Genomic DNA, 24,333 nt, shown 5'->3' with positions numbered 1-24,333 from the left:
CGGCCAGTACGCCGCTCGAGGCGCCGTCAATCGCGCCGGCGCGCGACGATGAACAGGCGCGGAAACGCCAGCAGACGCTGGCCGTCGGCGCGCGCCGGGTAGGCGCTGTCGATGCGCCGCTGGTAGTCGGCGAGGTACTCGGCCTGCAGCGTCGGCGGCAGCGGATCGACGAAGGGCTTCAGCCCGGTCGCGCGCACCCACTGCACGATGGCCGCGGCATCTGCCATCGGGTGCTGGTAGGCGGTGCGCCAGACATCGACGTCGGCCCGCGGCGCCAGCAGGTCGTAGTAGCCGGCGACCGGCAGCACGCGGGCGCGCAGCTTGTCGGCATCGCCGATCACCGCGGCGAAGCGTGCATCGGCGGCGGTCTGGCGCATCGCCACATGCGAGGGCTCGTCGAGGTTGTCCGGCATCTGCAGCGCGAGCACGCCGCCCGGCGCCAGCAGCGACAGCAGGCGCGGCAGCAGCGTCGCATGGTCGGGCAGCCACTGCAGCACCGCGTTGGCGTAGATCAGGTCGGGCGGCGTGGCGGGCTGCCAGCAGGCGATGTCGCTCAGCTCGAAGTCGACCGCGGGCAGGCGCTCGCGGGCGCTGGCGATCATCGCCGGCGAGTTGTCGGTGCCCAGCAGCCGGGCCTGCGGAAAGCGCCTGGCCAGCAGCTCGGTGGAGTTGCCGGGACCGCAGCCGAGGTCGACGACGAAGCGCGGTGCTTCGAGCGGCACGCGGGCCAGCAGCTCGGCGGCGGGCCGCGTGCGCTCGTCCTCGAAGCGGCGGTACAGCGCAGGGTTCCAGTCACTCATCATCGGACTCCGGCGTGGTGAAGTCTTATATCTTATACAAGACTTCAAGGTTTTCAACCAAGCTGACAACTCGATGCAGCGCGCGAAGCGGCGTTGAAACACACTGCGGCGAGCATCACGCCCATGCCTGCCCCGCCCTCCACCTGGCTCGAATGAACACCCTGCACCGACGCTCGTTGCTCGCTGCGGCCGCCCTCGCGCTAGCGCAGGCGGCCACCGGCGCGCGGGCCGATGCCGGCGCCGATGCCTTGACCTCGGCGCGGGCGCGTGCGGTCTTCGGCGCGCTCGAGACCACCGACGATGGCAGCACGATGCTCGAGCCGAGGCGACTGCGCCTGCCCGGCACCAGCCGCGAGCGCGCGATGCTACCGATCGGCACGCGGCTGCGGCTGCAGGCGACGCACCGCGTGCACGAGGCCGGCCGCGCCCACGACCTGCTGATGTGGCACGGCGAGCGCCCTGGGGCGGGCCTGCCGGGCGGCTTCGATGTCGACGTCACCGTGCTCGCGGTCTTCCGCGCCGGCGAGTCGGCGCCGATCGACGTCGCGGAGGTGCAGACCGACCGCCAGACCTACTTCGCCGATCCGGCGGTGCTGGCGCTGTCGCCGACCGACGACGCCTTCGAACTGGTCAACCACCATGCCAACGCCGGCCAACCCTATGCGCTGAACGCGCTCTACCACCTGCGCGGCGGCCGCCTGCGGCGCATCGCCGAGATCGACCTGCTCGGCAGCTTCGCCGGCTGCGCGAAGGCCTTCGAGCAGACGCTGCGCTGGCGCAGCGTGCCCGACGAGGGCCGCGCGCTGCCGCGCCTCGTCGCCGAGGTGCAGGTGGTGCATGCGCCGCTGGTGCACACCGAAGCCTGCCGCCCGCGTCCAGCCGTGCGGCGCACGCTCTACCAGGCCGCATGGCGCTGGGATGCCGCCGGCGACCGCTACCGCGCCGAGCCCGGCGGCACGCTGGAGAAGCTGGCGCGCTGGAACGAGCGCCGGCGCTGACTCAGGATCCGCAGGGCGCCGCAAGGCGGCGTCACGACAGGCGGCTCAGGTCGACGGCGGCAGGCCCATCAGGGCCGAGGCCAGCGCTTCGGCGACCTCGATGCCGTCGACCCCGGCCGACATGATGCCGCCGGCGTAGCCCGCGCCCTCGCCGGCCGGGTACAGCCCGCGCACGTTCAGGCTCTGGTAGTCGCGGCCGCGGGTGATGCGCAGCGGCGACGAGGTGCGCGTCTCGACGCCGGTCAGCACCGCGTCGGGCATCGAGAAGCCCTTGATCTGGCGCTCGAACGCCGGCAGCGCCTCGCGGATCGCATCCAGCGCGTAGTCCGGCAGGCTGCCGCGGTCCGGCTGCTGCAGGTCGGTCAGCAACACGCCGGGCTTGTACGACGGCATCACGTCGCCCAGCGCGCTGGAGCGCTGGCGCTTGACGAAGTCGCCGACGAGTGCCGCCGGCGCGATGTAGCCGCCGCCGCCGAGCTCGTAGGCGCGCGACTCCCAGAAGCGCTGGAAGGTGATGCCGTCGAGCGGGTTCACCGGGCCCTCATACTCGCCCTGGCGGTAGTCGTCCGGCGTCAGGCCGACGACGATGCCCGCGTTCGCATTGCGCTCGTTGCGCGAGTACTGGCTCATGCCGTTGGTGACGACACGCCCCGGCTCCGAGGTCGCGGCGACGACCGTGCCGCCCGGGCACATGCAGAAGCTGTAGACCGAGCGGCCGTTGCGCGCGTGGTGCACCAGCTTGTAGTCGGCCGCGCCGAGGATCGGATGGCCGGCGCTCGGGCCGAAACGGGCGCGGTCGATCAGGCTTTGCGGATGCTCGATGCGGTAGCCGATCGAGAAGGGCTTGGCTTCCATCTGCACGCCGCGGCCATGCAGCATCGCGAAGGTGTCGCGCGCGCTGTGGCCGAGCGCCAGCACCGCGTGGTCGGTGCGCAGCGTGCTGCCGTCGGCCAGCACCACGCCCCGCAGGTGACCCTGCTCGATCACGAGGTCGGTCACCTGTTGCCGGAACCGGATCTCGCCGCCCAGCGCCTCGATCTCGGCGCGCATCTTCTCGATCATCGACACCAGCCGGAAGGTGCCGATGTGCGGCTTGCTGACGAAGAGGATCTCGTCCGGCGCGCCGGCCTTGACGAACTCCGCCAGCACCTTGCGCGTCAGGTGCCGCTTGTCGCTGATCTGGCTGTAGAGCTTGCCGTCGGAGAAGGTGCCGGCCCCGCCTTCGCCGAACTGCACGTTCGACTCGGGATTGAGCTCCTGGCGGCGCCACAGGCCCCAGGTGTCCTGCGTGCGCTCGCGCACCGCCTTGCCGCGTTCGAGCACGATCGGCCGCAGGCCCATCTGCGCGAGGATCAGCGCGGCAAAGAGGCCGCAGGGGCCGAAGCCGATGACCACCGGCCGCGCGCGCCCTTCCGCGTAGAAGTCGGCCGGCGCGTGGGCCAGGAAGCGATAACGCGTATCGGGCGCGGGCCGCACCTGCGGGTCGGCCGCGCAGCGCGCGGCCACCGCGGCCTCGTCGGCTAGCGTGACGTCGACCGTGTAGATGAGCACGATCGCGCCCTTCTTGCGCGCGTCGTAACCGCGGCGGAAGACGTGCACGTCCAGCAACTCGGCATCGGCGATGCCAAGCCGCTCGACGATCGCGGCGCGCAGCGCGGATTCGGGATGATCGAGCGGCAGCCGCAGTTCGGTGATGCGCAGCAAAGGGAACTCCGACAAGGACGAACGGGGCCTCGCGGCCCCGTCGATGGGATCAGGCGTTCAGCCGCCCGAATCTGCCCCCCGAATCAGCCACCCTTGTGCGGACGCTTGCCCGGGTTCTTCTTGCTGCGGGTGTGCGAGCCGCGTTCCTGGCTGCTCTTCTGGCCGCGGTGCGTCGTCAGCGTGACGCCCGGCAGGGGGGCGGGACGCGGCGTGGCGCGGCGGTCGGCTTCGGTGATGATCTTGTTGCCCATGAGAGGAGCTCCGGAAGGGGTGGCGGTGAAACGAACCGGCGATTATCGCCGAGCCGCAGAACACCCGCCACACGGTCGGCCCACCGGCCCTGAAGCCGCGCTCAGCCCTTCGCCAGCCGCCAGCGCCCGCCGGCCTGCTCGACGCGCCAGCGTTCGCCGTCGCCGGGTTCGATGCGCACCGGCGTGGCCTGGTCCGGCAGCTGCAGCGCCAGCACCGTGGACGCGCCGCACTGCTCGTGCGTCAGCGTCATGCGCGGCTGCAGCTCGAAGACCCGCTCGTCGAGCGTGTAGCGCACCGTCGCCGATCCGCGGTTGGCGATCTCGAAGCGGATGCGCAGCGCCTGCGGCCGCGCGAACAGCTGCACCGCGTAGTAGCGGCCGCTCTTCGCGCTGCGCGCGATGCCGACGCCGGTCTCGGTGAGGGCCGGGTTCATCAGGTTGGCGTGGTGCGGCGGCGAGTCGCGCCAGCCCTTGACGAAGTCCGCCGCCATCTCCGCGGTGCGCACGCCGGCCGAATTGAACAGGAAGGCGATGTTCTCGGCCACCATGCAATGGGCGTAGCCCTGCGCCTGGGTGCGCTGCACCGGCTGGCGGCCATCGGCCCGGTGCCCGTACTGGTCGGTGCGGGCCATGAAGTCGGCGAAGCCCTGCGCGGCGGCGTCGAGCTGCGCGTTGCGCGCGACCAGTTGCAGGCTGGCACCCCGGCGCAGGCGGTTGATGCCGTCGAGGATGCGCTTCTCGGCCTCTGGCAGCGCCGGCACCAGCGGGGCGCCGGCGGCCGAAGCGGCGACGGGCAGCACCAGCAGCACGGGCAGCGTGCACCTCAGCAGGCGGATCAGGCAGGTCATGGCCGGCATCATCCGGCAGCCGCCGTGCCCGTTGCACGCGGAAGGGTCTTCAGGGCCAGCAACGCACGGATCGCCTCGGCCAGCGGCCGCTGCAGGCGCTTGTCGCGCCGCACGACCACCGCCATGCGGCGCGCCAGCTTCGGCGCCAGCGGCTGCGTGACGAAGCGGCCCCCGGCGGGTTCATCGGCCATCGCCATCTGCGGCAGCACGGCGCAGCCGAGCCCGGCGTCCACCATCGCCTTGATCGCCTCGACGCTGCCGAGCGACATCACCGGCGTCGGCACGACGCCGGCGCGCGCGAACCAGCCGTCGACGACGCGCCGCGTCTGGCCCCCCGGCTCGAACAGCAGCAGCGGCAGGCGCGCCAGGGCCGCGGCCGTCGCCCGCGGCGGCAGCGGCAGCCCGCGCGGCGCGATCACCACGAACGGGTCGTCGAGCACCGGCGTGATCTCCAGGGAACGGCCGGTCGCCGGCAGCGTCACGAAGCCGACGTCGAGCCGGTTGTCATCGATCGCCTGCACGATGTCCGCGGTATTGCCGGTGGCCACGGTGATCTCCAGCCCGGGGAAGCGGCGGCGCAACTCGCGCAGCAGCGGCGGCAGCAGGTGGATGCAGGCGGTGGCGCCGGTGCCCAGGCGCACGCGGCCGAGCACGCCGCTCGCATGGCGGCCGACCGCCGCCAGCGCCGCGTCCACCGCTTCGTCGATGCGCGCGGCGTGCGCCAGCAATTCGGCCCCGGCAGCGGTCGGCAGCGCGCGGCGGCCGCTGCGTTCGATCAGCGGCGTGCCCAGGCGCCGCTCCAGCTGCTTCAACTGCAGGCTGACCGCCGGCTGCGTCAGGCCCAGGCGCTCGGCCGCGGCCGAAAAGCTGCCGTGCTCGACGACGCTCGAGAAGGTGTGCAGCTGGTCGAGGTTGAGGCGCTGGTGCATGTCAAAGAATCCCTGATGATTTGCATAAGCCGGATGAGCTTCACTTATACGCCAGCGAACGGCAGACTGCCGCCATGTCCGCCCTGCCCCTGATCGATTCGTCGCCTCACGCCCCGGTTGTCGTGCGCGATGCCGCCGACGCCGACCTGCCCACGATCGCCGCGATCTATGCCCATCACGTGCTGCACGGCCGCGCCAGCTTCGAGGAAGCGCCACCCGATGTGAACGAGCTGCGCCGACGCCTCGCCGCGGTGCAGACCTCGGGGCTGCCGTGGCTGGTCGCGGAGCTCGACGGGCGCCACGGCGGCGTCGCCGGCTACGCCTACGCGACCCCGTACCGCCCGCGCCCGGCCTACCGGCACACGATCGAGGACTCGGTCTACGTCGCCCCCGAGCTCGCCGGCCGCGGCATCGGCCGGGCGCTGCTGCGCGCGCTGATCGCGCGGTGCGAACGCGGGCCCTGGCGGCAGATGCTGGCCACCGTCGGCCACAGCGGCAATGCCGGCTCGATCGGCCTGCACCGCAGCGCCGGCTTCGAGCTGGTCGGCACGCTGCGGTCGGTCGGCTTCAAGCTCGGCGAGTGGACCGACACGGTGCTGATGCAGCGCAGCCTGGGCCCCGGCGACACGCAGCCGCCATCTCAGCCCGGCTGACCGCGGGCACGGGCCAGCACCGCGTCGAGCGGTCGCGGCACGCGGTCGAGGTCCAGCGTCTCGACGAGTCGCGCGCCATAGCGGATCTTGCGGCCGGCGCGGGTGCCGATGAAACGGCGCAGCTGCGACGCCGCATCGCGACCGCGCTGCGCCGGCTGGGCCTGGAAGCTGCGGAAACCGGCGTGCTCGCCTTCGGCTTCGATCACGCGCTCGACGGCAGCGACGCCGAGCGCGCGGATCAATTCGTCCTCGAGGTCGACGTCGCAGACGAAGAAGCCGATCGCAGCCAGGTCGGCCGGCGCGTTGTCGCCGTCCAGACCACGTCGCTGCAGCGCGCGCAGCAGATACGCCGCTTCGCCGCGGTCGCACAGGCCTGCGAGCCGCAGGCCCAGGCCACCGGGGCCGAGCGCGCGCACGAAGTGCGCGATGTTGGTGACGCCGCCGGTGGGCACGATCGCGATGCGCTCGGCCGCCAGGTCGATGCCGCGGCGCCGCGCCAGCGCCTGCAGCGCGGCCTGATCGCTCCAGCCTTCGACGAGGATCGCCGCGGCCATGCCCGCGGCCCGCAGGTCGTCGCGCACCGCATCGGCGCCGGGCGGTGGCAGCGGGCCGACGGCAGCTTCCATCGGCGCGCGCCGCGGATCAGAGCAGCACGATGTCGTACTGCTCCGGATTCATCGACGGCTCGGCGCTCAGCGAGATCGGCTTGCCGATGAAGTCCGACAGGCCGGCCAGGTGCTGGCTCTCCTCGTCGAGCAGCATCTCGACGACCGTGGCGCTGGCGACGACGCGGAATTCCTTCGGGTTGAACTGGCGCGCCTCGCGCAGGATCTCGCGCAGGATGTCGTAGCAGACGCTGCGCGCGGTCTTCACCTGGCCGCGCCCCTGGCACGTGGGGCAGGCCTCGCACAGCATGTGGGCCAGCGACTCGCGGGTGCGCTTGCGCGTCATCTCGACCAGGCCCAGCTGCGTGAAGCCGGAGACGGTGATCTTCGTGCGGTCCTTGCTGAGCTGCTTGCGGAACTCGGCCAGCACCGACTGCTGGTGCTCCTCGCGCGTCATGTCGATGAAGTCGACGATGATGATGCCGCCGAGGTTGCGCAGCCGCAGCTGGCGTGCGATGGCGCCGGCCGCCTCGAGGTTGGTCTTGAAGATCGTGTCGTCGAAATTGCGCGCGCCGACGAAGCCGCCGGTGTTGACGTCGATCGTCGTCAGCGCCTCGGTCTGGTCGATGATGAGATAACCGCCGGACTTCAGGTCCACGCGCCGCGCCAGCGCCCGCGCGATCTCCTCCTCGATGCCGAAGAGGTCGAAGATCGGCCGCTCGCCCTTGTAGTGCTCGAGCTTGGCCGCGGACGACGGCGTGTAGGCCGCGCCGAAGGCCTTCAGCGCATCGAACTGCAGCAGCGAGTCGATGCGGATCGACTGCGTGCCATCGTTGGCCAGGTCGCGCAGCACGCGCTCGGCGAGGTTCAGGTCCTGGTGCAGCAGCGTGCCCGGCGGCTGCGATAGGCCCTGTGCCTTGATCGCGGCCCAGGCCTTGCGCAGGTAGGCGATGTCGTCGGCCAGCTCCTCGTCGCTGGCTTCCTCGGCATTGGTGCGCAGGATGAAGCCGCCGGTGGGCGAATCGTCCGCCGTCGCGACCAGGCGCTGCATGCGCGCGCGCAGCTGCTCGCGCAGCTCGGCGGAGCCGATCTTCTGCGAGATGCCGATGTGCGTGTCCTGCGGCAGGAAGACCAGCATGCGGCCGGCGATCGAGATCTGCGTCGACAGCCGCGCGCCCTTGGTGCCGATCGGGTCCTTGATGACCTGCACCATCAGCGTCTGGCCCTCGAAGACCTGGCGCTCGATCGGCACCGGCACGACGACGTCGCCACGCGGTGCGCCGTGATGGCCGGCGCCGTGCAGGTCGGCCACGTGCAGGAAGGCCGCGCGCTCGAGGCCGACGTCGATGAACGCGCTCTGCATGCCGGGCAGCACGCGCGCGACCTTGCCGAGGTAGACGTTGCCGACCAGCCCGCGCTCGAGCGCGCGCTCGATGTGCAGCTCCTGCACCGCGCCGTTCTCGATGAGGGCGACGCGGGTTTCCTGCGGGGCCCAGTTGATCAGGATGTCGTGCATCGCGGCGCTTTGGTCTTTTCGATCGCGCCGCGAACCGTCAGAAGCTCACGTGCGCTTGTCTCAGGATCGTGGCCGTCTCGTGGAGAGGCAAACCCATGATACCGGAGTGACTTCCGGCGATGTGCGTGATCCAGCCGGCGAAGGCGCCCTGGATCGCATAGGCGCCGGCCTTGCCGAATGGCTCGCCGCCGGCCACATAACGATCGATCGCAGCGGCCGGCAGCTCGGCGACGTGCACGCGCGAATCGGACAGCGCCGCCAGCGTGCGGCGGCCGGTCCACAGGGCCACGGCCGTCAGCACGCGGTGCGTGCGGCCGGACAGCGAAGCGAGCATCGCGCGCGCCTCGTCGGCATCGGCCGGTTTGCCGAGGATGCGGCGGCCGAGCGCAACGGTGGTGTCGGCCGCCAGCACCGGCCGCTCGGGCAGGCCGCGCCGGCGCAGGCGCTCGCGCGCGGCCTTCAGCTTCAGCGCGGTGACGCGCTGCACGTAGGCCGCCGGCAGTTCGCCGGGCCGCACCGCTTCCAGCGCCTCGGCTTCGTCGGCCTCCTCGCCGGCGGCCGGCAGCAGCAGTTCATGGGATACGCCCAGCTGGTCCAGCAGCTGGCGGCGACGCGGGCTTTGCGAAGCGAGGTAGAGGGTGTCAGGCATCCGGCGGGCGGCGGTCAGGGTCGGGGTCGCCATCCTGCCCCAGTCCTTCGCGCTCCAGCAACCGGTCGATCTGGTCGAGCACCGCGCGCAGCGACAGCTCGACACGATCGAGCGCCGCGCCGAGCGCGGCGTCGGGACCGTCGGCGAACGCCGCGTCGTCGGCCAGCGCCGCGTGCAGCGCCTGCACCTCGGCGGCCAGAACGCGGGCGCCGATCGTCGCCGCGAGCCCGCGCAGGTCGTGCGCACGCCGGCGCAGCTCGTCGGGCCGACCGCCGGCCAGCGCGCCGCGGGCCTGCTCGGCGAAGCCGCGCTGGGTCTCGCGGAAGCCTCCGAGCAGCCGGCGGTACAGCGCCTCGTTGCGAACGCAGCGCTCGAAGCCGTCGGTGGTGTCGATCGGCCCGCCCGGCGGCGGCCAGGCCGGCCCGACCGCCGGCACATCGGCGTCGGCGGCGTCGCGGCCGGCGATCCACTGCGTCAGGGTCGCGAGCAGCACCTGCACGTTGATCGGCTTGCTGATGTGCGCGTTCATGCCGCTGGCGAAGGCACGCTCGCGGTCCTCGGCGAGCGCGCTGGCGGTCATCGCGATCACCGGCAGCGTGCGCCAGCGCGCATCGCCGCGCAGCGCACGCGTCGCGCTGTAGCCGTCCATCACCGGCATCTGGCAGTCCATCAGCACGGCATCGAACGGGCCCTCGTCGGCCAGGCGCTCGAGCGCTTCCTGGCCATGCCCGGCGACCACCACGTCCAGCCCGGCGCGGCGCAGCAGCTCGCAGGCCAGCTCCTGGTTCAGCGGATGGTCCTCGACCAGCAGCACGCGCGCGCCCCGCAGCCCGTCCGCAAGGCCCATGGCCCGCGGCGCGGCGATCGGCTCCGGCGCCGCAGCGGACAGGCCGCGCAGGCGCAGCGGCCGCGCCGCAGCGTCCGGCCGGGCCTGCACCAGGCAGTCGAACAGGCTCGACGGCGTCACCGGCTTCTGCAGCACGCCGGCCAGCGGCAGCCCGGCGCTCGCGCGGGCCGCATCGTCGCGGTTGAACGCGGTGACGATCAGGATGCAGGCCGCCTTGTCCGGATGCCGCCCGGCGATGCGACGCGCGCATTCGACGCCGTCGACGCCCGGCATCTTCCAGTCGAGCAGGATCCAGTGGTGGCGCTGCGGGTCGGCCTCGACCTGCTTCAGCACATCCTCTCCGCTCTTCACGCGGTCGACCCGCACGCCCAGGCCTTCGAGCATGCGCGACAGCACTTCCAGCGCCGCGTCGTTGTCGTCGGCAACCAGTGCGCGGCGGCCGCCGAGCACCGCGATGCGCTGGGCCAGCGGCGTCCCTTCGACGCGGCCGAAGCGCGCGGTGAAGTGGAAGGTCGCGCCCTGCCCCGGCTGGCTCTCGACCCAGATGCGGCCGCCCATCTTCTCGACCAGCTGGCGGCAGATCGCCAGTCCGAGGCCGGTGCCGCCGAAGCGCCGCGTCGTCGAGCTGTCGGCCTGCACGAAGGGCTGGAAGAGCCGGGCCTGCGCCTCGTCGTCGAGGCCGACGCCGGTGTCGCGCACCCAGCCGTGCAGCACGACCTGCGCGCCGTCGATGCGATCGAGCGCCATGCCGACGGTGATCTCGCCGCGGTCGGTGAACTTGACCGCGTTGCTGCCCAGGTTCACGAGGATCTGGCGCAATCGGGTCGGATCGCCGACCAGGCGCCGCGGCAGGTCGGCCGACGCGCTGTACAGCAGCTCCAGCCCCTTCTCGTCGGCCTTCAGGCCGAGCACGTCGGCCATCTGGTCGATCACCGACTCGAGCTCGAACTCGATCTGCTCGAGCTCGATGTGGCCGGCCTCGATCTTCGAGACGTCGAGGATGTCGTTGAGGATCTGCAGCAGGTTGCGCGCCGCGCCGTGCGCCTTCTCGATGTAGTCGCGCTGCTTCGCCGGCAGCCCGTCCTCGAGCGCGAGGTGGGTCATGCCGATGATCGCGTTCATCGGCGTGCGCAGCTCGTGCGACATGTTGGCGAGGAAGCTCGACTTGGTCTGGCTCGCGGCCTCGGCGGCTTCGCGCGCCTGCTGCATCGCCTGCTCGACCAGCTTGCGCTGCGTGATGTCCTCGACCATCGCGCAGTACTGCGGCTCGCCGCCGGAGTCGATCGCGATCACGCTGGCCTCGGCGTCGAAGCAGCGGCCGTCGAGGCTGCAGAAGCGCCATTCGGTGGTCTGCACGCGCTGGCCGCCGCCGCGGTGGCGGCGCATGTCGGCGAGCGCCTTGTCGCGGCTGGACTGGCCATCGGGCTGCAGCTCCGGCGACAGCGGCGGGAACCAGATGATGCGGCCGAGCAGCTGCTCGACCTGCTCGGCGCCGAACATCGCCAGCGCAGCCGGGTTGCAGTGCGTGACGCCGCGGCGGCGGTCGAAGAACAGGTAGCCGTTGGGCGCGTGCTCGTAGACCGCGGCGAAGCGCGCCTCGGTCTCGCGGTGGCTGGAGATGTCGAGCCAGTAGCCGCTGTAGGTCACGGTGCCGTCGACGTCGATCGTCGGCGTGCTGTGCACGCGGATGCGCCGCGTCGTGCCGGCGCGCGTCAGGCCGAATTCCTGCGGCTGCACCGGCGGGCGCAGCTCGCTGCTGCCGGCCAGCCGCCACGGCAGGTCGGGGTCGTGCGTCAGCGCGCCGGGACTGATGCCCAGCAGGTCCTCGACGCCGTGACCGACGAAGGCGAAGTGGCCGCCGCCGTCCGGCGGCTGCACGTAGCGGAACACCGTCAGCGGCAGCGCGCCGGTGAGCTCGAACATCTCGCGGCGCGCACGCAGCGCGGCCTGCAGCGCCTGGTAGCGGCGCCAGCCCGCCCACAGCAGCGTGCCGCCGGCCAGCCACAGCGCGAATGCCCCGAGGCCGGTGTTCAGCAGGATCGCCTCCTCCTCCGGCAGCGTGCCCAGCACCCACAGCCGGAAGGGCCGTCCCTCCAGCGGCGCATCCAGCGCGAGGTAGCGGCGGCCGCCGAGCTGGGCGCTGGCCAGCCGCCGCTCGCCGATGCGCAGCTCGCCGAAGCGCCAGCCGACGGTCTCGGGCTCCTGCCGATATCGCGCGATGCGCGCGGCCGAGGCCTGCGGGGCCGCCTGCGGCAGCCGGCGATGCAGCGCCTCGGGCAGGCTGCCGAGGATCAGCACGCCGAGGTCGTCGGCGATGAAGGTCTCGTTGCTGCCGGCATCGCCGAGCAGGCGGTTCAGCCGGTCGGCATCGAGCTTGATGATCACCGCGCCGAGCAGGCGACCATCCTGCTCGACGCGATGGGCGAAGAACAGCCCCGGCACCTGCGTCACCCGGCCGGTGACGAACTGCATCGCCTGGCCGGACTCCAGCGCATCGACGAAGTAGCTGCGCTCGCGCAGGCTGATCGCCAGCCAGGGCGCCATCGGGCCGCGCGCCGCCACCGCGACCGCCGCGGTGCGGCCCTCGACGTCGACGAGCGCGACCACCGGCAGCCCGAAGTCGCGCCGCGGCAGGTCCAGCCAGCGGGTGACCGCCTGCACCGGCGGTCGCGCCAGGTAGGCATCGACCGTCGCCGGCGGAGGCGGCTCGACCGTGAACCGGGTGCCGGCGAGCGGATCGGACGCCAGGAACTCGCGCGCGGGGGGCTGACGCGCAAGGTACGCGGCCAGCGACGTGAAATCCTGCAGCGTGACGCCGAGCACGTTCTTCACCGCACCCAGCCGGGCTTCGGCGCGCGCCAGCGTCTGCTGGCGTTCGCCCTGCACCCGCAGGTTCACCAGCCACCAGCCGCCGGCGGCCACCAGCGCGGTCCACAGCACCGCCAGGACGGCCAGCAGGCGCAGGCGCTGCCGCGAGCGCGCGTCGGGGGTCGTGCCTTGCAGGGGCGCCATGAGCACTGCATCTTGCCACCGACCTCGTGCGCGCGGCGAGCCAACGCGCGGCACGAAGGCTCGCGCCGCCCTATTCGCGGTGGTAGGGGTGGCCGGTGCTGACCGACCAGGCGCGGTACAGGCCTTCGGCCAGCAGCACGCGCACGAAGGCGTGCGGCAGCGTCAGGTCGGACAGGCGCAGCGTCTCGTCGGCGCCGGCCTTCAGCGCCGGGTCGAGGCCGTCCGGGCCGCCGACCAGGAAGGCGACGTCGCGTCCGTCCTGGCGCCAGGCCTGCATGCGCTCGGCGAGCTGCAGCGTCGTCAGCCGGCTGCCGCGCTCGTCGAGCACGACACGGCGCGCGCCCTTCGGAATCGCCGCATCGAGGCGCTGGGCCTCGGCGGCCATCATCTGCTCCGCCGTCCTGCCGCCGCTGCGCGGCTCGGCCTTCACGGCCTTCAGCTCCAGCCGCATCTCGGGCGGGAAACGCTTCGCGAAGTCCTCGTACGCGGTGTCGACCCAGCCCGGCATGCGCTGGCCGACCACCGCGAGCACCAGGCGCATCAGCCGCGCGCGGAGGTCTTGCGAGCGGCGGTCTTCGCGGGCGCCTTCTTCGCCGGTGCCCTGGCGGGCGCCCGGGACGGTGCCTTGGCCGCGGTCTTGGCCGGTGCCTTGCGGGCGGGCGTCTTCGCGGCGGTCTTCGCCGGGGCCCGGCCGGTCGAGGTCTTGGCCGCCGCCTTCTTCGCTGCCGGAGCCTTCTTCGCGGCCGGCGCGGCCTTCCTGGCGGGCGCGACCTCCTTGGCCCGGGCGGGCGCGGCCTTCTTCGCCGCGCTGGCCTTCTTCGACGGCGTGGCCTTGCGGGGCGGCGGCAGGTCCTCGTCGTCGTCGTCGAAGCCTTCGGACGCCTTCGGCAGGCCCTTGGGCGCGGCACCGTCGCCCAGCTTGAGCTTCACCGGCTTGCCGCCCCAGATCTCCTCGAGGCGGTAGTACTCGCGGATCGACGGCTGCATGATGTGCGCGACCGCGGCACCGCAGTCGACGATGATCCACTCGCCGTTGTCGCCCCCTTCCATGCCGAGCACCGGCATGCCCTGCGACCGCACCGCATCGCGCACGCTCGACGCGAGGGCCTTGGTCTGCCGGTTGCTCGCGCCCGACGCGATGATCACGCGCTCGAACAGCGGTGACAGGTGCTCGGTGTTGAAGACCAGGATGTCCTGCGCCTTCACGTCCTCGAGGCCATCGACGATGGCGCGTTGCAGCTTGCGAATGTCCATTCAGCTCCTGGGATCGCCTGCGAATAGGCGGTTTGTGGAAGTGGGTCGAAATATGCCGCTACGGGCGGCGGGGTTCAAGCCAGCGGTCAGCCGAGCCAATCGCGCGGAACCAGGAAGTGGCTCGCGAGCAACGCTTCCGGGCTGCCGGGCTCGGGCTGCCAGTCGTAGCGCCACTTCACCAGCGGAGGCATCGACATCAGGATGCTCTCGGTGCGGCCGCCCGACTGCAGGCCGAACAGCGTGCCGCGGTCGAACACCAGGTTGAACTCGACGTAGCGGCCGCGACGCCAGGCCTGGAAGTCGCGTTCGCGCTCGCCGTAGGGCATGTCGCGCCGGCGCGCGACGATCGGCGCGTAGGCGCCGAGGAAGGCGTCGCCCACCGCGCGCAGCATTCCGAAGCTGCGCTCGAAGCCGAGCGCATTGAAGTCGTCGAAGAAGATGCCGCCGATGCCACGCGGCTCGTTGCGGTGCTTCAGGAAGAAGTACTCGTCGCACCACTGCTTGAAGCGCGGATGCAGCTCGTCGCCGAAGGGGGCCAGCGCGTCGCGGCAGGCGCGGTGGAAATGGCGCGCGTCGTCGTCGAAGCCGTAGTAAGGCGTCAGGTCCATGCCGCCGCCGAACCACACCACCGGCTCGCGGCCGGCGGGCAGCGCGGCGAACATGCGCACGTTCATGTGCACCGTCGGCACGTACGGGTTGCGCGGGTGGAAGACCAGCGAGACGCCCAGCGCCTCGAAGGGGGCGCCGGCGAGCTCGGGCCGGTGCTGTGTCGCCGACGGCGGCAGCGTCGCACCCTTCACATGGCTGAAGTTGCAGCCGCCGCGTTCGAGCAGCGCGCCGTCCTCGATCACCTGCGTCTTGCCGTCACCTTCCAGCCTGCCGCCGGCGGGCCGGGTCCATGCATCGGTGCGGAAGCTGCCGCCATCGGCCGCCTGCATCGCATCGACGATGCGCTGCTGCAGGTCGAGCAGGTACGCGCGGACCGCGGCGATGTCCATCGGGTTCAGCGCTTCAGTGCGCGGTGGCCGATGTCGCGGCGGTATTGCGCACCGTCGAACTGGATCGTGCGCAGCGTGTCGTAGGCGCGCTGCTGCGCGAGCTTGGCCGAATCACCGAGCGCGGTCACGCACAGCACGCGGCCGCCGCTGGTGCGCAGCGTGCCGTCGTCCAGCGAGGTGCCGGCGTGGAAGACCATCGCGTCCTCGGCATCCTCGGGCAGGCCGACGATCGCATCGCCCTTGCGCGGCGACTGCGGGTAGCCGGGCGCGGCCATCACGACGCCGAGCGCGAAGCGGCGGTCCCACTGCAGCTCGACCTCGCCCAGGCGGCCTTCGGTGGCATGCATCAGCACGTCGACGAGGTCGCTCTTCAGGCGCATCAGGATCGGCTGCGTCTCGGGGTCGCCCAGGCGGGTGTTGAACTCGATCGTCTTCGGATGGCCGTTGGCGTCGATCATCAGCCCGGCATAGAGGAAGCCGCTGAACGGCGTGCCGTCCTTGGCCATGCCGTCGACGGTGGGCTGGATGATCTCGTGCATCACCCGCGCATGCACGTTGGGCGTCACGACCGGCGCGGGCGAGTAGGCGCCCATGCCGCCGGTGTTCGGGCCTTCGTCGCCGTCGAGCAGGCGCTTGTGGTCCTGGCTGGAGGCGAGCGGCAGCACGTCGTGGCCGTCGACCAGCACGATGAAGCTGGCTTCCTCGCCTTCGAGGAATTCCTCGATGACCACGCGCGCGCCGTCGGCGTTGTGCTGCACGCCCAGCGTATTGGCGACCAGGATGTCGTCGATCGCGCGATGCGCCTCGTCCAGCGTCATCGCGACGACGACACCCTTGCCCGCGGCGAGGCCGTCGGCCTTGATGACCACCGGCGCGCCGACCTTGTCGACGTGGGCATGCGCCTCGGCCGGTTCGGTGAACGTGGCATAGAGCGCGGTCGGGATGCCGTGGCGCTGCATGAAGTCCTTCGCGAAGGCCTTCGAGCTTTCCAGCCGCGCGGCGGCCCTGGTCGGGCCGAAGATGCGCAGGCCGCGGGCGCGAAAGACGTCGACGACGCCGGCCGACAGCGGCGCCTCGGGGCCGACGACCGTCAGGCCGATCTTCTCGCTCTCGGCGAAGTCGGCCAGCGCCTGCGGGTCGCTGATCGGCACGTTCTGCAGGTGCGCATCGCGCGCCGTGCCGCCGTTGCCGGGCGCCACGTAGACGCGCTGCACGCGCGGGCTCTGCGCCAGCTTCCAGGCCAGCGCGTGTTCGCGGCCGCCGCCGCCGATCACCAGGACTTTCATGCGCGCCGCGCCTCTTATTCCGCCAGCTCGGCGTTGTGGTAGACGTCCTGCACGTCGTCCAGGTCCTCGATCACGTCGAGCAGCTTCTGCATGCGCTGCGCGTCCTCGCCGGCGAGCTCGATGGTGTTCTCGGCGCGCATCGTCACCTCGGCGATCTCGGCCTTCAGGCCCGCGGCCTCCAGCGCGTTCTTCACCGCCTCAAAGTCGGCCGGCGGGGTCAGCACCTCGATCGAGCCGTCGTCGCCGGCGATCACGTCCTCGGCGCCGGCTTCGAGCGCGACTTCCATCACCTTGTCTTCGCTGGTGCCCGGCGCGAACACCAGCTGGCCGCAGTGCTTGAACTGGAAGGCCACCGAGCCTTCGGTGCCCAGGTTGCCGCCGTACTTGCTGAAGGCATGCCGCACCTCGGCCACCGTGCGCACGCGGTTGTCGGTCATGCAGTCGACGATGATCGCCGCGCCGCCGATGCCGTAGCCCTCGTAGCGGATCTCCTCGTAGCTGACGCCCTCGAGGTTGCCGGTGGCCTTGTCGATGTTGCGCTTGATCGTGTCGGCCGGCATGTTCGCGGCCTTGGCCTTGTCGACCGCCAGCCGCAGGCGCGGATTGGCGGTCATGTCGCCGCCGCCCTGGCGTGCAGCGACCATGATTTCACGGATCACGCGGGTCCAGACCTTGCCGCGCTTCTCGTCCTGGCGGCCCTTGCGGTGCTGGATGTTGGCCCATTTGGAATGTCCGGCCATGCAGTCTTCTCCTGGCGTCGCCTTTTTGGTCGTCCCGGGAAGTCCGAGGGATCGGGCGTGCATCCGATGGCGTGGATCACGCGGGGCGGCGATTAAAGCAACCGGGCATTCTAGCCGTCGGGGTTTCCCGGACGCTCCCTCAAGCGTGGTGCCTCACGTGATCCGCCAGCGCCGCGAGCATCGCATCGAGCGCGGCCTGCACGCGGGGGAAGTCCTCGTGCGGCTGGATGCGCTGGCGGTCCATGTAGCAGCTCTTCTTGACCTCGATCTGCAGCGCGCGCCGGCCTTCGGCCGGCCGGCCCGAGCGGCGGATGATCTCGACACCCTTGAACGGGTCGTTGCGCACGACGCCGAAGCCGTGGTCGCGCAGCACGGTCTCGACCAGCAGCATGGTCGGCTCGTCGGCCGTCGTGCCGTCGAGGTCGCCCAGCACGAAGTCCGCCAGCGGCTTCTCGGGCAGGCCGAGCGTGCGGTAGGCGTCGTCGCCCATCGAGTGCACGTTCAGGTGCCACAGGACGCCATGGCGCGCATGCGTGTCGTCCAGCAGTTGCCGCAGTGCATCGTGGTAGGGCTGCCAGCAGGTGTCGATGCGCCGCTGCACCTCGGCCACCGTCAGCCGCCGCGCGTAGATCGGCTGCTGCTTCATCAGGCGGAACACGAGGCCGAAGCCGAGGGCGGTCTTGGGCGATGCGGTCACCGGGCCGGGCCACGGCGCATCGAGCAGGTCTTCGTCGATCTCGGTCAGCGCGCGGTTCGGATCGATGTACAGCCGCGGGAAGCGCGCGGCCAGCAGGCTCGCGCCATGTGCGGGTGCATGCGCGTAGAGCTGGTCGACGAAGCAGTCCTCGGCGTCGCGGCGGGCGCGTTCGTCGAGCAGCAGGCCGTGCACATCGGCCGGCCATTCGGTCCCGCTGTGCGGCGAGTCGAGCACGATCGGCAGGTCGGCGGTGCCGGCGGCGGGACGACGCAGCGTGAATGCGGGATGGTCGACGTGAAGGTCCATCGGTCGATGATGCCAGCGCCGGCGCGATCGTCCGCGCGCCGCCTTGGCACTAGACTGCGCCGCAGTCCCTCACCACCAAAGTCTCCACCATGGCCGACCCCCTGCCGATCGCCCGCCACGGCGACATCGTCTGCGAACTGCTGCCCGCGCTGGCCAACCGCCACGGCCTGATCACCGGCGCCACCGGCACCGGCAAGACGATCTCGCTGCAGACGCTGGCCGAGAACTTCAGCCGCATCGGCGTGCCGGTGTTCATGGCCGACGTGAAGGGCGACCTGACCGGCATCAGCCAGGTCGGCGCGCTGAGCCCGAAGCTCGCGGCGGTGATCAAGGAGCGCGGCCTGCCAGAACCCGAGCCGCGCGCCTGCCCGGCCACCCTGTGGGACGTGTTCGGCAAGGACGGCCACCCGGTGCGCGCGACCATCACCGACATGGGCCCGCTGCTGCTGGCGCGCATGCTGGCGCTCAACGAGACGCAGGCCGGCGTGCTGAACCTGGTGTTCAAGATCGCCGACGACCATGGCCTCGCGCTGCTCGACCTGAAGGACCTGCGCGCGATGCTGCAGCACGTGGGCGACAACGCGAGCGAGTTCACCACCGAGTACGGCAACGTCAGCGCGGCCTCGATCGGCGCGATCCAGCGCGGCCTGCTGCAGATCGAGCAGCAGGGCGGCGACAGCTTCTTCGGCGAGCCGATGCTCGACCTCGCCGACTTCATGCAGACCGTCGACGGCCAGGGCGTCATCAACATCCTGGCGGCCGACCAGCTGATGAACGCGCCGCGCCTGTATGCCACCTTCCTGCTGTGGATGCTGTCGGAGCTGTTCGAGATGCTGCCGGAGGTCGGCGACCTCGAGAAGCCGAAGCTGGTGTTCTTCTTCGACGAGGCGCACCTGCTGTTCAAGGACGCGCCGGCGGCGCTGATCGAGCGCATCGAGCTCGTCGTGCGGCTGGTGCGCAGCAAGGGCGTGGGCGTGTACTTCGTGACGCAGAACCCGCTCGACGTGCCCGACACCGTGCTCGCGCAACTGGGCAACCGCGTGCAGCACGCGCTGCGCGCATTCACGCCGCGCGACCAGAAGGCAGTGAAGGCGGCGGCCGAGACGATGCGGCCGAACCCGAAGATTCCCGACCTCGCCGCCGCGATCACCGAGCTGGCGGTCGGCGAGGCGCTGGTGAGCTTCCTGGATGCCAAGGGCCGGCCCTGCGTCACCGAGCGCGTGTTCGTGATGCCGCCGGGCAGCCAGATCGGCCCGATCACGCCCGAGCAGCGCCAGGCGCTGCGCGCAAGCTCGCTGGTGGCCGGCGTCTACGAGCAGGTGGTCGACCGCGACTCGGCCTACGAGAAGCTGCGCGGCCACGTGGCGCGTGGCATGGCCGGGGCCGAGGCCCGCGCACCGGCCGGCGCGGGCGCCCCGGCGGGCGGCGCGGGCGGCGGCCGCAGCATGGCCGACGAAGCGGCGGACGCCGCGCGGCGTCCGCTGCCCGGCACGGTGCCGCCCGCGCAGGCGCCGGCCGGCGGCGGCGTGATGGACGATCTGAAAGGCGTGCTGTTCGGCCGCACCGGCCCGCGCGGCGGGCGCACCGAGGGCATCGCCGAATCGGCGGCGCGCTCGGCGATGCGCTCGATCGGCTCGGCGGTCGGCCGCGAGATCATCCGCGGCGTGCTCGGCTCGATCCTCGGCGGCGGCCGCCGCCGCTGATGTCGTTCGACGGCGGGCCGCCGCGGCTGATGTCCTTCGGCGGCGCCGGCGCGGCTGATCCCGAGGGCGTTCAGCGCACCGTGTAGCCGCGGCCCTCGAGGCAGGCGGCGCGGGCGCGCGCGTAGTCGCTGCGTCGCGCTGCATCGCCGGTGGACTGGCCCATCGCGCTGGCGCTCGGATCGAAACCGGTCTGGCCGGCCGCCCAGCGATGGCATTCGTAGTCGTCGCTCGCCTGCTGCGCGGGCGTCTGGCCGTCGCGCGGGTAGGTGTACTGGCGCGCGGGCGCGGGCACTGGCGCCGGAGCCTGGTCCGGCGGCGGCACGACGTCGTAGTAGCCGTCGGGCCGCGCCCGGTAGTACAGGCCGTCGGCGATGTAGTACGTCAATCCGCCGATCACCACCGCGGTGGTGACGGCTGGCAGCGTGTGCACGTACCAGCCGTAGCGGTACGGCCAGCCGACGTCGAAGTACACGCCGCCGCGGGGGCCGCGGTAGCCGTGGCCGTAGTGGTGGCCGTAGTTGTGGTCGTAGTTGTGGCCGCGGTCGTTGTAGTAACCGCCCCCGTGGCCGCGCCACTGGGTCTGTCCGCCCGGCGGGCCGGGCACGCGCCACGGGCTGGGCTGCGCGACGGCCGCCGTGGCCGCCAGGAATGCGGCCGCGAGGCCGATGGCGGCACGCCGCCAGGAGGGGGTGTTCATCGTCGATTCCTCATGCGACGCGGTAGCCGCGCCCCTGCATGCAGGCCGACATCGCGCGGCGGAAGTTGTCGTGCGGCGCCTGCGCGGCATTCAGCGCGTTCTGGTAGCTGGACTGCTGGCGGGCCTGGTGGCGCTCGACCGCCTGCGCGCGCGATTCCTGCGCGATGGCGCCGAGGATCAGCCCGAAGACCGCGCCAATCGCGGCGTTCTCGCCCGCGTAGCGCGGCCGCGACACCGCGGCGCCGACCATCGCGCCGGTCAGCGCGCCGCCGACGACGTCGGCGCCGTCGCGCTGCGGCGGCAGCGGCTCCGGCGCGCGCGGCACGCGCAGCGGTGTCATGCCGGGATCGGTGCCGGTCTGCGCCGAGGCCCAGCGGTAGCACTCGTAGCGGTCGCGGTCCTGGATGGCCTCGGGCTGGTTCTGCTCGGGGTAGAAGTACAGCGGCGCCGAGGCCACCGGCACCGTGGCCGGCGGCTGCGCCGGATAGCCGTGGTAGCCCCGGTGCGGGGCGACGACGCAGCCGGTCAGCGAGACACCGAGTGCCAGCAGCAGCACGGCGGAAACCGACCGGCGGATGGCCGGCACGGCAAAGAGGGGGCGGGAGCGCATGGCAGCCATGCTGCACCAACGCGGTCAACCCGGGTTGGCGTTGACGTGAAACATTGCAAAGCTGGCGCGACCAGGCGCAACTGGGGTCACGCGGGCTCGGTCTGCGCCAGGTAGGCCGCCACCGCCGCGGTGGCCCGTTCGTGCTCCGCGCGCAGGCGGGCCGACAGACCAGGCCAGCGCGCGGTTTCGCCGCCGATGATCGCCGCCTCCAGCTCGCGCGCCAGGTCCGACAGCGTCTGCGCCCCGACGGTCGCGGCAGTCGAGATCAACGAATGGGCGACCAGCGCGGCGGCCGCGGTGTCGCCCGCGGCCAGCGCGGCCTCCAGGCGCTGCGGCGGGCCTTCGGCGATCTCGGAGAACCGGCGCAGCACACGTTCGTACAGCGGCGGGCGGCCGAGACAGTGCGTCAGCCCGAGCGCGAAGTCGACGCCGCCGGCGGCCACTTGCGCCGTCGCGGCCGACGGTGCGGCGCCCGCCTCGCCACCGGGCTCCAGCCAGCGGCCCAGCAGCCGCAGCAGCGCCGCCGGTTCGAAGGGCTTGGTCAGGAAGTCGTTCATGCCGGCGGCCAGGCACAGCTCGCGGTCGGCGACCGATGCATGCGCCGTCAGCGCGATGATCGGCAGCCCGGCGTGGTCCGTGCCGGCGCGCACGCGGCGCGCCACCTCGTAGCCGTCCATGCCCGGCATCTGCACGTCCAGCAGCATTGCGTCGAAGCGCTTCTGGCCGAGCTGGCGCAGCGCCTCGGGGCCATCGCCGGCCACCGTCACGTCGACGCCGGCCACCTCGCGCAGCAGCTCGCCGGCGACGATCTGGTTGAACTCGTTGTCCTCGACCAACAGCACGCGGCGCCCGGCCAGCGCGCCGGTCGGCAGCGTCGCGGCCGCCGTCGCGGCGGCACCGTTGGCGAGGCCGAGCGCGACGGTGAAGCTGAAGGTGCTGCCCCGGCCCGGCGTGCTGTCGACCGCGATGTGCCCGCCCATCAGCTCGACCAGCTGCTTGCTGATCGCCAGCCCGAGGCCGCTGCCGCCGAAGCGGCGCGCGGTGGACGCATCGGCCTGCGCGAAGGGCCGGAACAGGCGGTCGAGCGTCGCCGCATCCATGCCGATCCCGGTATCGCTCACCGCGAAGCGCAGGCGCACGCGGTCGCCTTCGATGCCGGCGCCGGACACCGCCAGCGCCACCTCGCCCTGTTCGGTGAACTTCGCGGCGTTGCCGCCGAGGTTGATCAGCACCTGGGCCAGCCGCTGCGAATCGCCGACCACGTGCGCGGGCACGTCCGATGCGACGTCGACGCGGAACTGCAGCCCCCGCTGCCGCACGCGTTCGCCGACGATGACGCGCACGACCTCCAGCACCTCGTCGAGCGCGAAGGCGCGCGACTCCAGTTCGAGACGGCCGGCCTCGATCTTCGAGAAGTCGAGGATCTGGTCGATCAGCCCCAGCAGCGCCTGCGCCGCGAGCCGCGACTTGCCGACATAGTCCGCCTGGCGTGGCGTCAGCGGCGTGCGCAGCACCAGGTCGGTGAGGCCGAGGATCGCGTTCATCGGCGTGCGGATCTCGTGGCTCATGTTGGCCAGGAACTCGCTCTTCGCCCGGTTCGCCGACTCGGCGGCGGCCTGCGCGGCCCGCGCATGCTCGGCCTGCCGCCGCTCGGTGACGTCGCGCACGAACGCGGTCATCAGCACCTCGTCGCCACCGGCGTGGCGGGCGATCGAGGCCTCGACGGGAAACGCCGTGCCGTCGGCGCGCAGCGCGGTGACGGCGCGCACGCCGCCACCCATGTGGGCCGCCTGGCTGCCGTCGCGCGCGAAGTCGTGCACCAGCCGCGCATGGACCGCGCGCGAGGCTTCGGGAATGAAGCGGTCCAGCGTCAGGCCGATCGCAGCCGACGGCTCGATGCCGAACACCCGGCCCGCCGCGGCATTGAAGACCTTGATGCGCTGCTGATCGTCGATGGTGATCACCGCGTCCATCGCCGAATCGACGATGCCGGCGAGCCGCTGCTCGCGCTCGCGCAGTGCGCGTTCGGCCTGCTGGCGGGCGCGCTCGCGCTGCTCGTTGTCGAGTGCGAACGACACCTCGCCGGCCATCTCGTCGAGCAACTGCACCAGCGCGTCGTCGAAGAAGTCCGCCTCGCCGGCGAACAGCGACAGCGTCGCCACGGGCGTGCCGGCGCGGCGCAGCACGAAGGCCGCGGCGGCGCCGATGCCGTACTCGCGCACCCGGTCGCGCCAGCGCACCGAGTAGCGGCTGTCGAGGTAGTCGTTGGAGATCGTGTGCCGGTCGTTCTGCAGCGCCTCGCCGACCAGCGTCGCCCGGTACTCGGGCTGGCGGTCGAAGTCGAAGCGGTCCGGGAAGCCGTCGAACAACGCGACCTGAGAACCCTGCAGTTCGCGCCGGTACACGACCTGGCCTTCCTGCTCGTGCACGCAGGCCAGCCGCGCATGGCCGGTCTCGACGCAGATGCGGGTGAGCTCGGCGAACAGCGTGCGCTGATCGGGCGTGCGCACGATCAGCTGGTTGGTGCGCTGCAACGCGCGGTAGAAGGACTGCAGCCGGCGCTCGCGGGCCTCGACCTCGGCGCGTTCCTTCAGGTGGCGCGACACGACGGCCCAGGCGACCAGCATGCCGCCGAACAGCGCGAGGGCGCCGAGCGCCGCGGCCGCCCACAGGGCCTGCCGCGACGACGCCACCGCGGCGGCGCTCTGGGTGCGCGCCTCGACCAGCTGCAACTGGATCAGCCGCTGCAGCACGTCGTCCAGCGGCCTCAGCACCTCCGCCAGCTCGCGCATGTCGGCAGCCGAGGGGGCCGGGCGCCCGGGCGTCGCCAGCCGGGCGATGGCGGCATCGGCCGCCGCCAGTCGCTGCTCCGCATCGCCCAGCAAAGCCTGCTCCTGCGGGACCATGAACGTGCCCAGGTAGGCCTGCCAGTCGACCCGGATGGCACCGGTCGTCGTCGCGATGCGGTGCGCGGCGTCGGCCGGCGCCACCGAGCCGTCGCGCCAGTGCTGCAGGTCGGTCACGATGCCGCCGCGGTAGGCGGTGACGATGCCGTTGAGCAGCTGCACCGGCACCAGTCGGTCGCGGTAGACGCTGTCCAGCGTCGAGACGGCGCGTTCCAGCCGCAGCAGCGCCAGCCCGCCGGCCGTGCCCAGCAGGGCCAGCAGCAGGAGCAGCAGGGTCGCGACACGCGCCTTCACGCTCCATCCCTTCATGAGGGCGATGCTAAC

21 protein-coding genes are annotated in these 24,333 nt (G+C 72.1%); 3 read left to right on the top strand and 18 right to left on the bottom strand.

Annotated features, from left to right (window positions below):
* Nucleotides 1-26 precede the first annotated feature (26 nt).
* Nucleotides 27-800 (bottom strand): trans-aconitate 2-methyltransferase, encoded by a 774-nt coding sequence (tam, locus tag P1K89_RS12795; protein WP_284616837.1) that lies wholly within the window; start codon nucleotides 798-800, stop codon nucleotides 27-29.
* A gap of 152 nt (nucleotides 801-952) precedes the next feature.
* Between tam and P1K89_RS12790 the strand changes: the two genes are divergently transcribed.
* Complete coding sequence (locus P1K89_RS12790; protein ID WP_284616836.1) at nucleotides 953-1,798, top strand: hypothetical protein; 846 nt, start codon at nucleotides 953-955, stop codon at nucleotides 1,796-1,798.
* 45 nt (nucleotides 1,799-1,843) lie between these two features.
* Here the strand turns inward: P1K89_RS12790 and P1K89_RS12785 are convergent, their stop codons facing one another.
* The 4 genes from P1K89_RS12785 to P1K89_RS12770 form a co-directional block, all read right to left on the bottom strand.
* On the bottom strand, nucleotides 1,844-3,502 hold the full coding sequence (locus tag P1K89_RS12785; protein WP_284616835.1) for an NAD(P)/FAD-dependent oxidoreductase: 1,659 nt from the start codon (nucleotides 3,500-3,502) through the stop codon (nucleotides 1,844-1,846).
* Nucleotides 3,503-3,585: 83 nt separating this feature from the next.
* A complete protein-coding gene (locus P1K89_RS12780) occupies nucleotides 3,586-3,753 on the bottom strand; it encodes a hypothetical protein (protein ID WP_284616834.1) in 168 nt (55 codons plus the stop codon).
* 101 nt (nucleotides 3,754-3,854) lie between these two features.
* A complete protein-coding gene (locus P1K89_RS12775; protein ID WP_284616833.1) occupies nucleotides 3,855-4,601 on the bottom strand; it encodes a CAP domain-containing protein in 747 nt (248 codons plus the stop codon).
* Nucleotides 4,602-4,609: 8 nt separating this feature from the next.
* The gene (locus P1K89_RS12770) at nucleotides 4,610-5,530 is read right to left on the bottom strand and encodes a LysR family transcriptional regulator (protein WP_284616832.1); all 921 of its coding nucleotides are present in this window, start codon (nucleotides 5,528-5,530) and stop codon (nucleotides 4,610-4,612) included.
* A 74-nt stretch (nucleotides 5,531-5,604) separates the two neighbouring features.
* On the opposite strand from P1K89_RS12770, the gene P1K89_RS12765 reads away from it, so the two are divergent.
* Nucleotides 5,605-6,183: a GNAT family N-acetyltransferase gene (locus P1K89_RS12765; RefSeq protein ID WP_284616831.1), complete on the top strand. Its 579-nt coding sequence runs from the start codon at nucleotides 5,605-5,607 to the stop codon at nucleotides 6,181-6,183.
* Here P1K89_RS12765 and P1K89_RS12760 read toward each other — a convergent pair.
* From P1K89_RS12760 to P1K89_RS12715, 10 genes are all read right to left on the bottom strand, one after another.
* A complete protein-coding gene (locus tag P1K89_RS12760; protein ID WP_284616830.1) occupies nucleotides 6,171-6,809 on the bottom strand; it encodes a TOPRIM nucleotidyl transferase/hydrolase domain-containing protein in 639 nt (212 codons plus the stop codon). The two genes, P1K89_RS12765 and P1K89_RS12760, sit on opposite strands and share 13 nt — an antisense overlap.
* Before the next feature lie 16 nt (nucleotides 6,810-6,825).
* Nucleotides 6,826-8,304, bottom strand: coding sequence for a ribonuclease G (rng, locus tag P1K89_RS12755; protein WP_284616829.1), 1,479 nt, complete (start codon nucleotides 8,302-8,304; stop codon nucleotides 6,826-6,828).
* 37 nt (nucleotides 8,305-8,341) lie between these two features.
* Nucleotides 8,342-8,953, bottom strand: a complete 612-nt coding sequence (locus P1K89_RS12750) for a Maf family protein (RefSeq protein WP_284616828.1) — start codon at nucleotides 8,951-8,953, stop codon at nucleotides 8,342-8,344.
* Nucleotides 8,946-12,812: a PAS domain-containing hybrid sensor histidine kinase/response regulator family protein gene (locus tag P1K89_RS12745; protein WP_284616827.1), complete on the bottom strand. Its 3,867-nt coding sequence runs from the start codon at nucleotides 12,810-12,812 to the stop codon at nucleotides 8,946-8,948. The genes P1K89_RS12750 and P1K89_RS12745 overlap by 8 nt, the downstream gene beginning before the upstream one ends.
* Before the next feature lie 70 nt (nucleotides 12,813-12,882).
* Nucleotides 12,883-13,353, bottom strand: a complete 471-nt coding sequence (gene rlmH / locus P1K89_RS12740) for a 23S rRNA (pseudouridine(1915)-N(3))-methyltransferase RlmH (protein ID WP_284616826.1) — start codon at nucleotides 13,351-13,353, stop codon at nucleotides 12,883-12,885.
* Nucleotides 13,353-14,066, bottom strand: a complete 714-nt coding sequence (rsfS, locus tag P1K89_RS12735) for a ribosome silencing factor (protein ID WP_284616825.1) — start codon at nucleotides 14,064-14,066, stop codon at nucleotides 13,353-13,355. The genes rlmH and rsfS overlap by 1 nt, the downstream gene beginning before the upstream one ends.
* 86 nt (nucleotides 14,067-14,152) lie before the next feature.
* The gene (gene hemF / locus P1K89_RS12730) at nucleotides 14,153-15,064 is read right to left on the bottom strand and encodes an oxygen-dependent coproporphyrinogen oxidase (protein WP_284616824.1); all 912 of its coding nucleotides are present in this window, start codon (nucleotides 15,062-15,064) and stop codon (nucleotides 14,153-14,155) included.
* Nucleotides 15,065-15,069: 5 nt separating this feature from the next.
* The gene (gene purD / locus P1K89_RS12725) at nucleotides 15,070-16,350 is read right to left on the bottom strand and encodes a phosphoribosylamine--glycine ligase (RefSeq protein ID WP_284616823.1); all 1,281 of its coding nucleotides are present in this window, start codon (nucleotides 16,348-16,350) and stop codon (nucleotides 15,070-15,072) included.
* Between the two features lie 14 nt (nucleotides 16,351-16,364).
* A complete protein-coding gene (locus P1K89_RS12720) occupies nucleotides 16,365-17,090 on the bottom strand; it encodes a YebC/PmpR family DNA-binding transcriptional regulator (RefSeq protein ID WP_284616822.1) in 726 nt (241 codons plus the stop codon).
* A gap of 139 nt (nucleotides 17,091-17,229) precedes the next feature.
* Nucleotides 17,230-18,093 carry an N-formylglutamate amidohydrolase gene (locus tag P1K89_RS12715; protein WP_284616821.1) on the bottom strand — a complete coding sequence of 288 codons (864 nt, stop codon included), beginning with the start codon at nucleotides 18,091-18,093 and terminating at the stop codon, nucleotides 17,230-17,232.
* An 89-nt stretch (nucleotides 18,094-18,182) separates the two neighbouring features.
* On the opposite strand from P1K89_RS12715, the gene P1K89_RS12710 reads away from it, so the two are divergent.
* Nucleotides 18,183-19,796 carry a helicase HerA-like domain-containing protein gene (locus tag P1K89_RS12710; RefSeq protein ID WP_284616820.1) on the top strand — a complete coding sequence of 538 codons (1,614 nt, stop codon included), beginning with the start codon at nucleotides 18,183-18,185 and terminating at the stop codon, nucleotides 19,794-19,796.
* 70 nt (nucleotides 19,797-19,866) lie between these two features.
* Here the strand turns inward: P1K89_RS12710 and P1K89_RS12705 are convergent, their stop codons facing one another.
* The 3 genes from P1K89_RS12705 to P1K89_RS12695 form a co-directional block, all read right to left on the bottom strand.
* Nucleotides 19,867-20,493, bottom strand: a complete 627-nt coding sequence (locus P1K89_RS12705) for a hypothetical protein (RefSeq protein WP_284616819.1) — start codon at nucleotides 20,491-20,493, stop codon at nucleotides 19,867-19,869.
* A 10-nt stretch (nucleotides 20,494-20,503) separates the two neighbouring features.
* On the bottom strand, nucleotides 20,504-21,103 hold the full coding sequence (locus tag P1K89_RS12700) for a hypothetical protein (RefSeq protein WP_284616818.1): 600 nt from the start codon (nucleotides 21,101-21,103) through the stop codon (nucleotides 20,504-20,506).
* 86 nt (nucleotides 21,104-21,189) lie between these two features.
* Entirely contained in the window at nucleotides 21,190-24,318 is a 3,129-nt protein-coding gene (locus tag P1K89_RS12695; protein ID WP_284616817.1) for a hybrid sensor histidine kinase/response regulator, read from the bottom strand.
* Nucleotides 24,319-24,333 lie beyond the last annotated feature (15 nt).

Origin of the sequence: Aquabacterium humicola, assembly GCF_030167915.1 — a bacterium.
Lineage (GTDB): Bacteria > Pseudomonadota > Gammaproteobacteria > Burkholderiales > Burkholderiaceae_C > Pseudaquabacterium > Pseudaquabacterium humicola.
This window is presented reverse-complemented; position numbering and strand designations above follow the sequence as displayed.

Coding starts and splice junctions, on each gene's coding strand:
- P1K89_RS12770 (WP_284616832.1), bottom strand. CDS start 5,530: ATGCACCAGCGCCTCAACCTCGACCAGCTGCACACCTTCTCGAGCGTC.
- P1K89_RS12760 (WP_284616830.1), bottom strand. CDS start 6,809: ATGGAAGCTGCCGTCGGCCCGCTGCCACCGCCCGGCGCCGATGCGGTG.
- P1K89_RS12700 (WP_284616818.1), bottom strand. CDS start 21,103: ATGCGCTCCCGCCCCCTCTTTGCCGTGCCGGCCATCCGCCGGTCGGTT.
- rng (WP_284616829.1), bottom strand. CDS start 8,304: ATGCACGACATCCTGATCAACTGGGCCCCGCAGGAAACCCGCGTCGCC.
- hemF (WP_284616824.1), bottom strand. CDS start 15,064: ATGGACATCGCCGCGGTCCGCGCGTACCTGCTCGACCTGCAGCAGCGC.
- P1K89_RS12745 (WP_284616827.1), bottom strand. CDS start 12,812: ATGGCGCCCCTGCAAGGCACGACCCCCGACGCGCGCTCGCGGCAGCGC.
- P1K89_RS12720 (WP_284616822.1), bottom strand. CDS start 17,090: ATGGCCGGACATTCCAAATGGGCCAACATCCAGCACCGCAAGGGCCGC.
- P1K89_RS12710 (WP_284616820.1), top strand. CDS start 18,183: ATGGCCGACCCCCTGCCGATCGCCCGCCACGGCGACATCGTCTGCGAA.
- purD (WP_284616823.1), bottom strand. CDS start 16,350: ATGAAAGTCCTGGTGATCGGCGGCGGCGGCCGCGAACACGCGCTGGCC.
- rsfS (WP_284616825.1), bottom strand. CDS start 14,066: ATGGACATTCGCAAGCTGCAACGCGCCATCGTCGATGGCCTCGAGGAC.
- P1K89_RS12750 (WP_284616828.1), bottom strand. CDS start 8,953: ATGCCTGACACCCTCTACCTCGCTTCGCAAAGCCCGCGTCGCCGCCAG.
- P1K89_RS12705 (WP_284616819.1), bottom strand. CDS start 20,493: ATGAACACCCCCTCCTGGCGGCGTGCCGCCATCGGCCTCGCGGCCGCA.
- P1K89_RS12775 (WP_284616833.1), bottom strand. CDS start 4,601: ATGACCTGCCTGATCCGCCTGCTGAGGTGCACGCTGCCCGTGCTGCTG.
- P1K89_RS12715 (WP_284616821.1), bottom strand. CDS start 18,093: ATGGACCTTCACGTCGACCATCCCGCATTCACGCTGCGTCGTCCCGCC.
- rlmH (WP_284616826.1), bottom strand. CDS start 13,353: ATGCGCCTGGTGCTCGCGGTGGTCGGCCAGCGCATGCCGGGCTGGGTC.
- P1K89_RS12765 (WP_284616831.1), top strand. CDS start 5,605: ATGTCCGCCCTGCCCCTGATCGATTCGTCGCCTCACGCCCCGGTTGTC.
- P1K89_RS12780 (WP_284616834.1), bottom strand. CDS start 3,753: ATGGGCAACAAGATCATCACCGAAGCCGACCGCCGCGCCACGCCGCGT.
- P1K89_RS12790 (WP_284616836.1), top strand. CDS start 953: ATGAACACCCTGCACCGACGCTCGTTGCTCGCTGCGGCCGCCCTCGCG.
- P1K89_RS12695 (WP_284616817.1), bottom strand. CDS start 24,318: ATGAAGGGATGGAGCGTGAAGGCGCGTGTCGCGACCCTGCTGCTCCTG.
- tam (WP_284616837.1), bottom strand. CDS start 800: ATGAGTGACTGGAACCCTGCGCTGTACCGCCGCTTCGAGGACGAGCGC.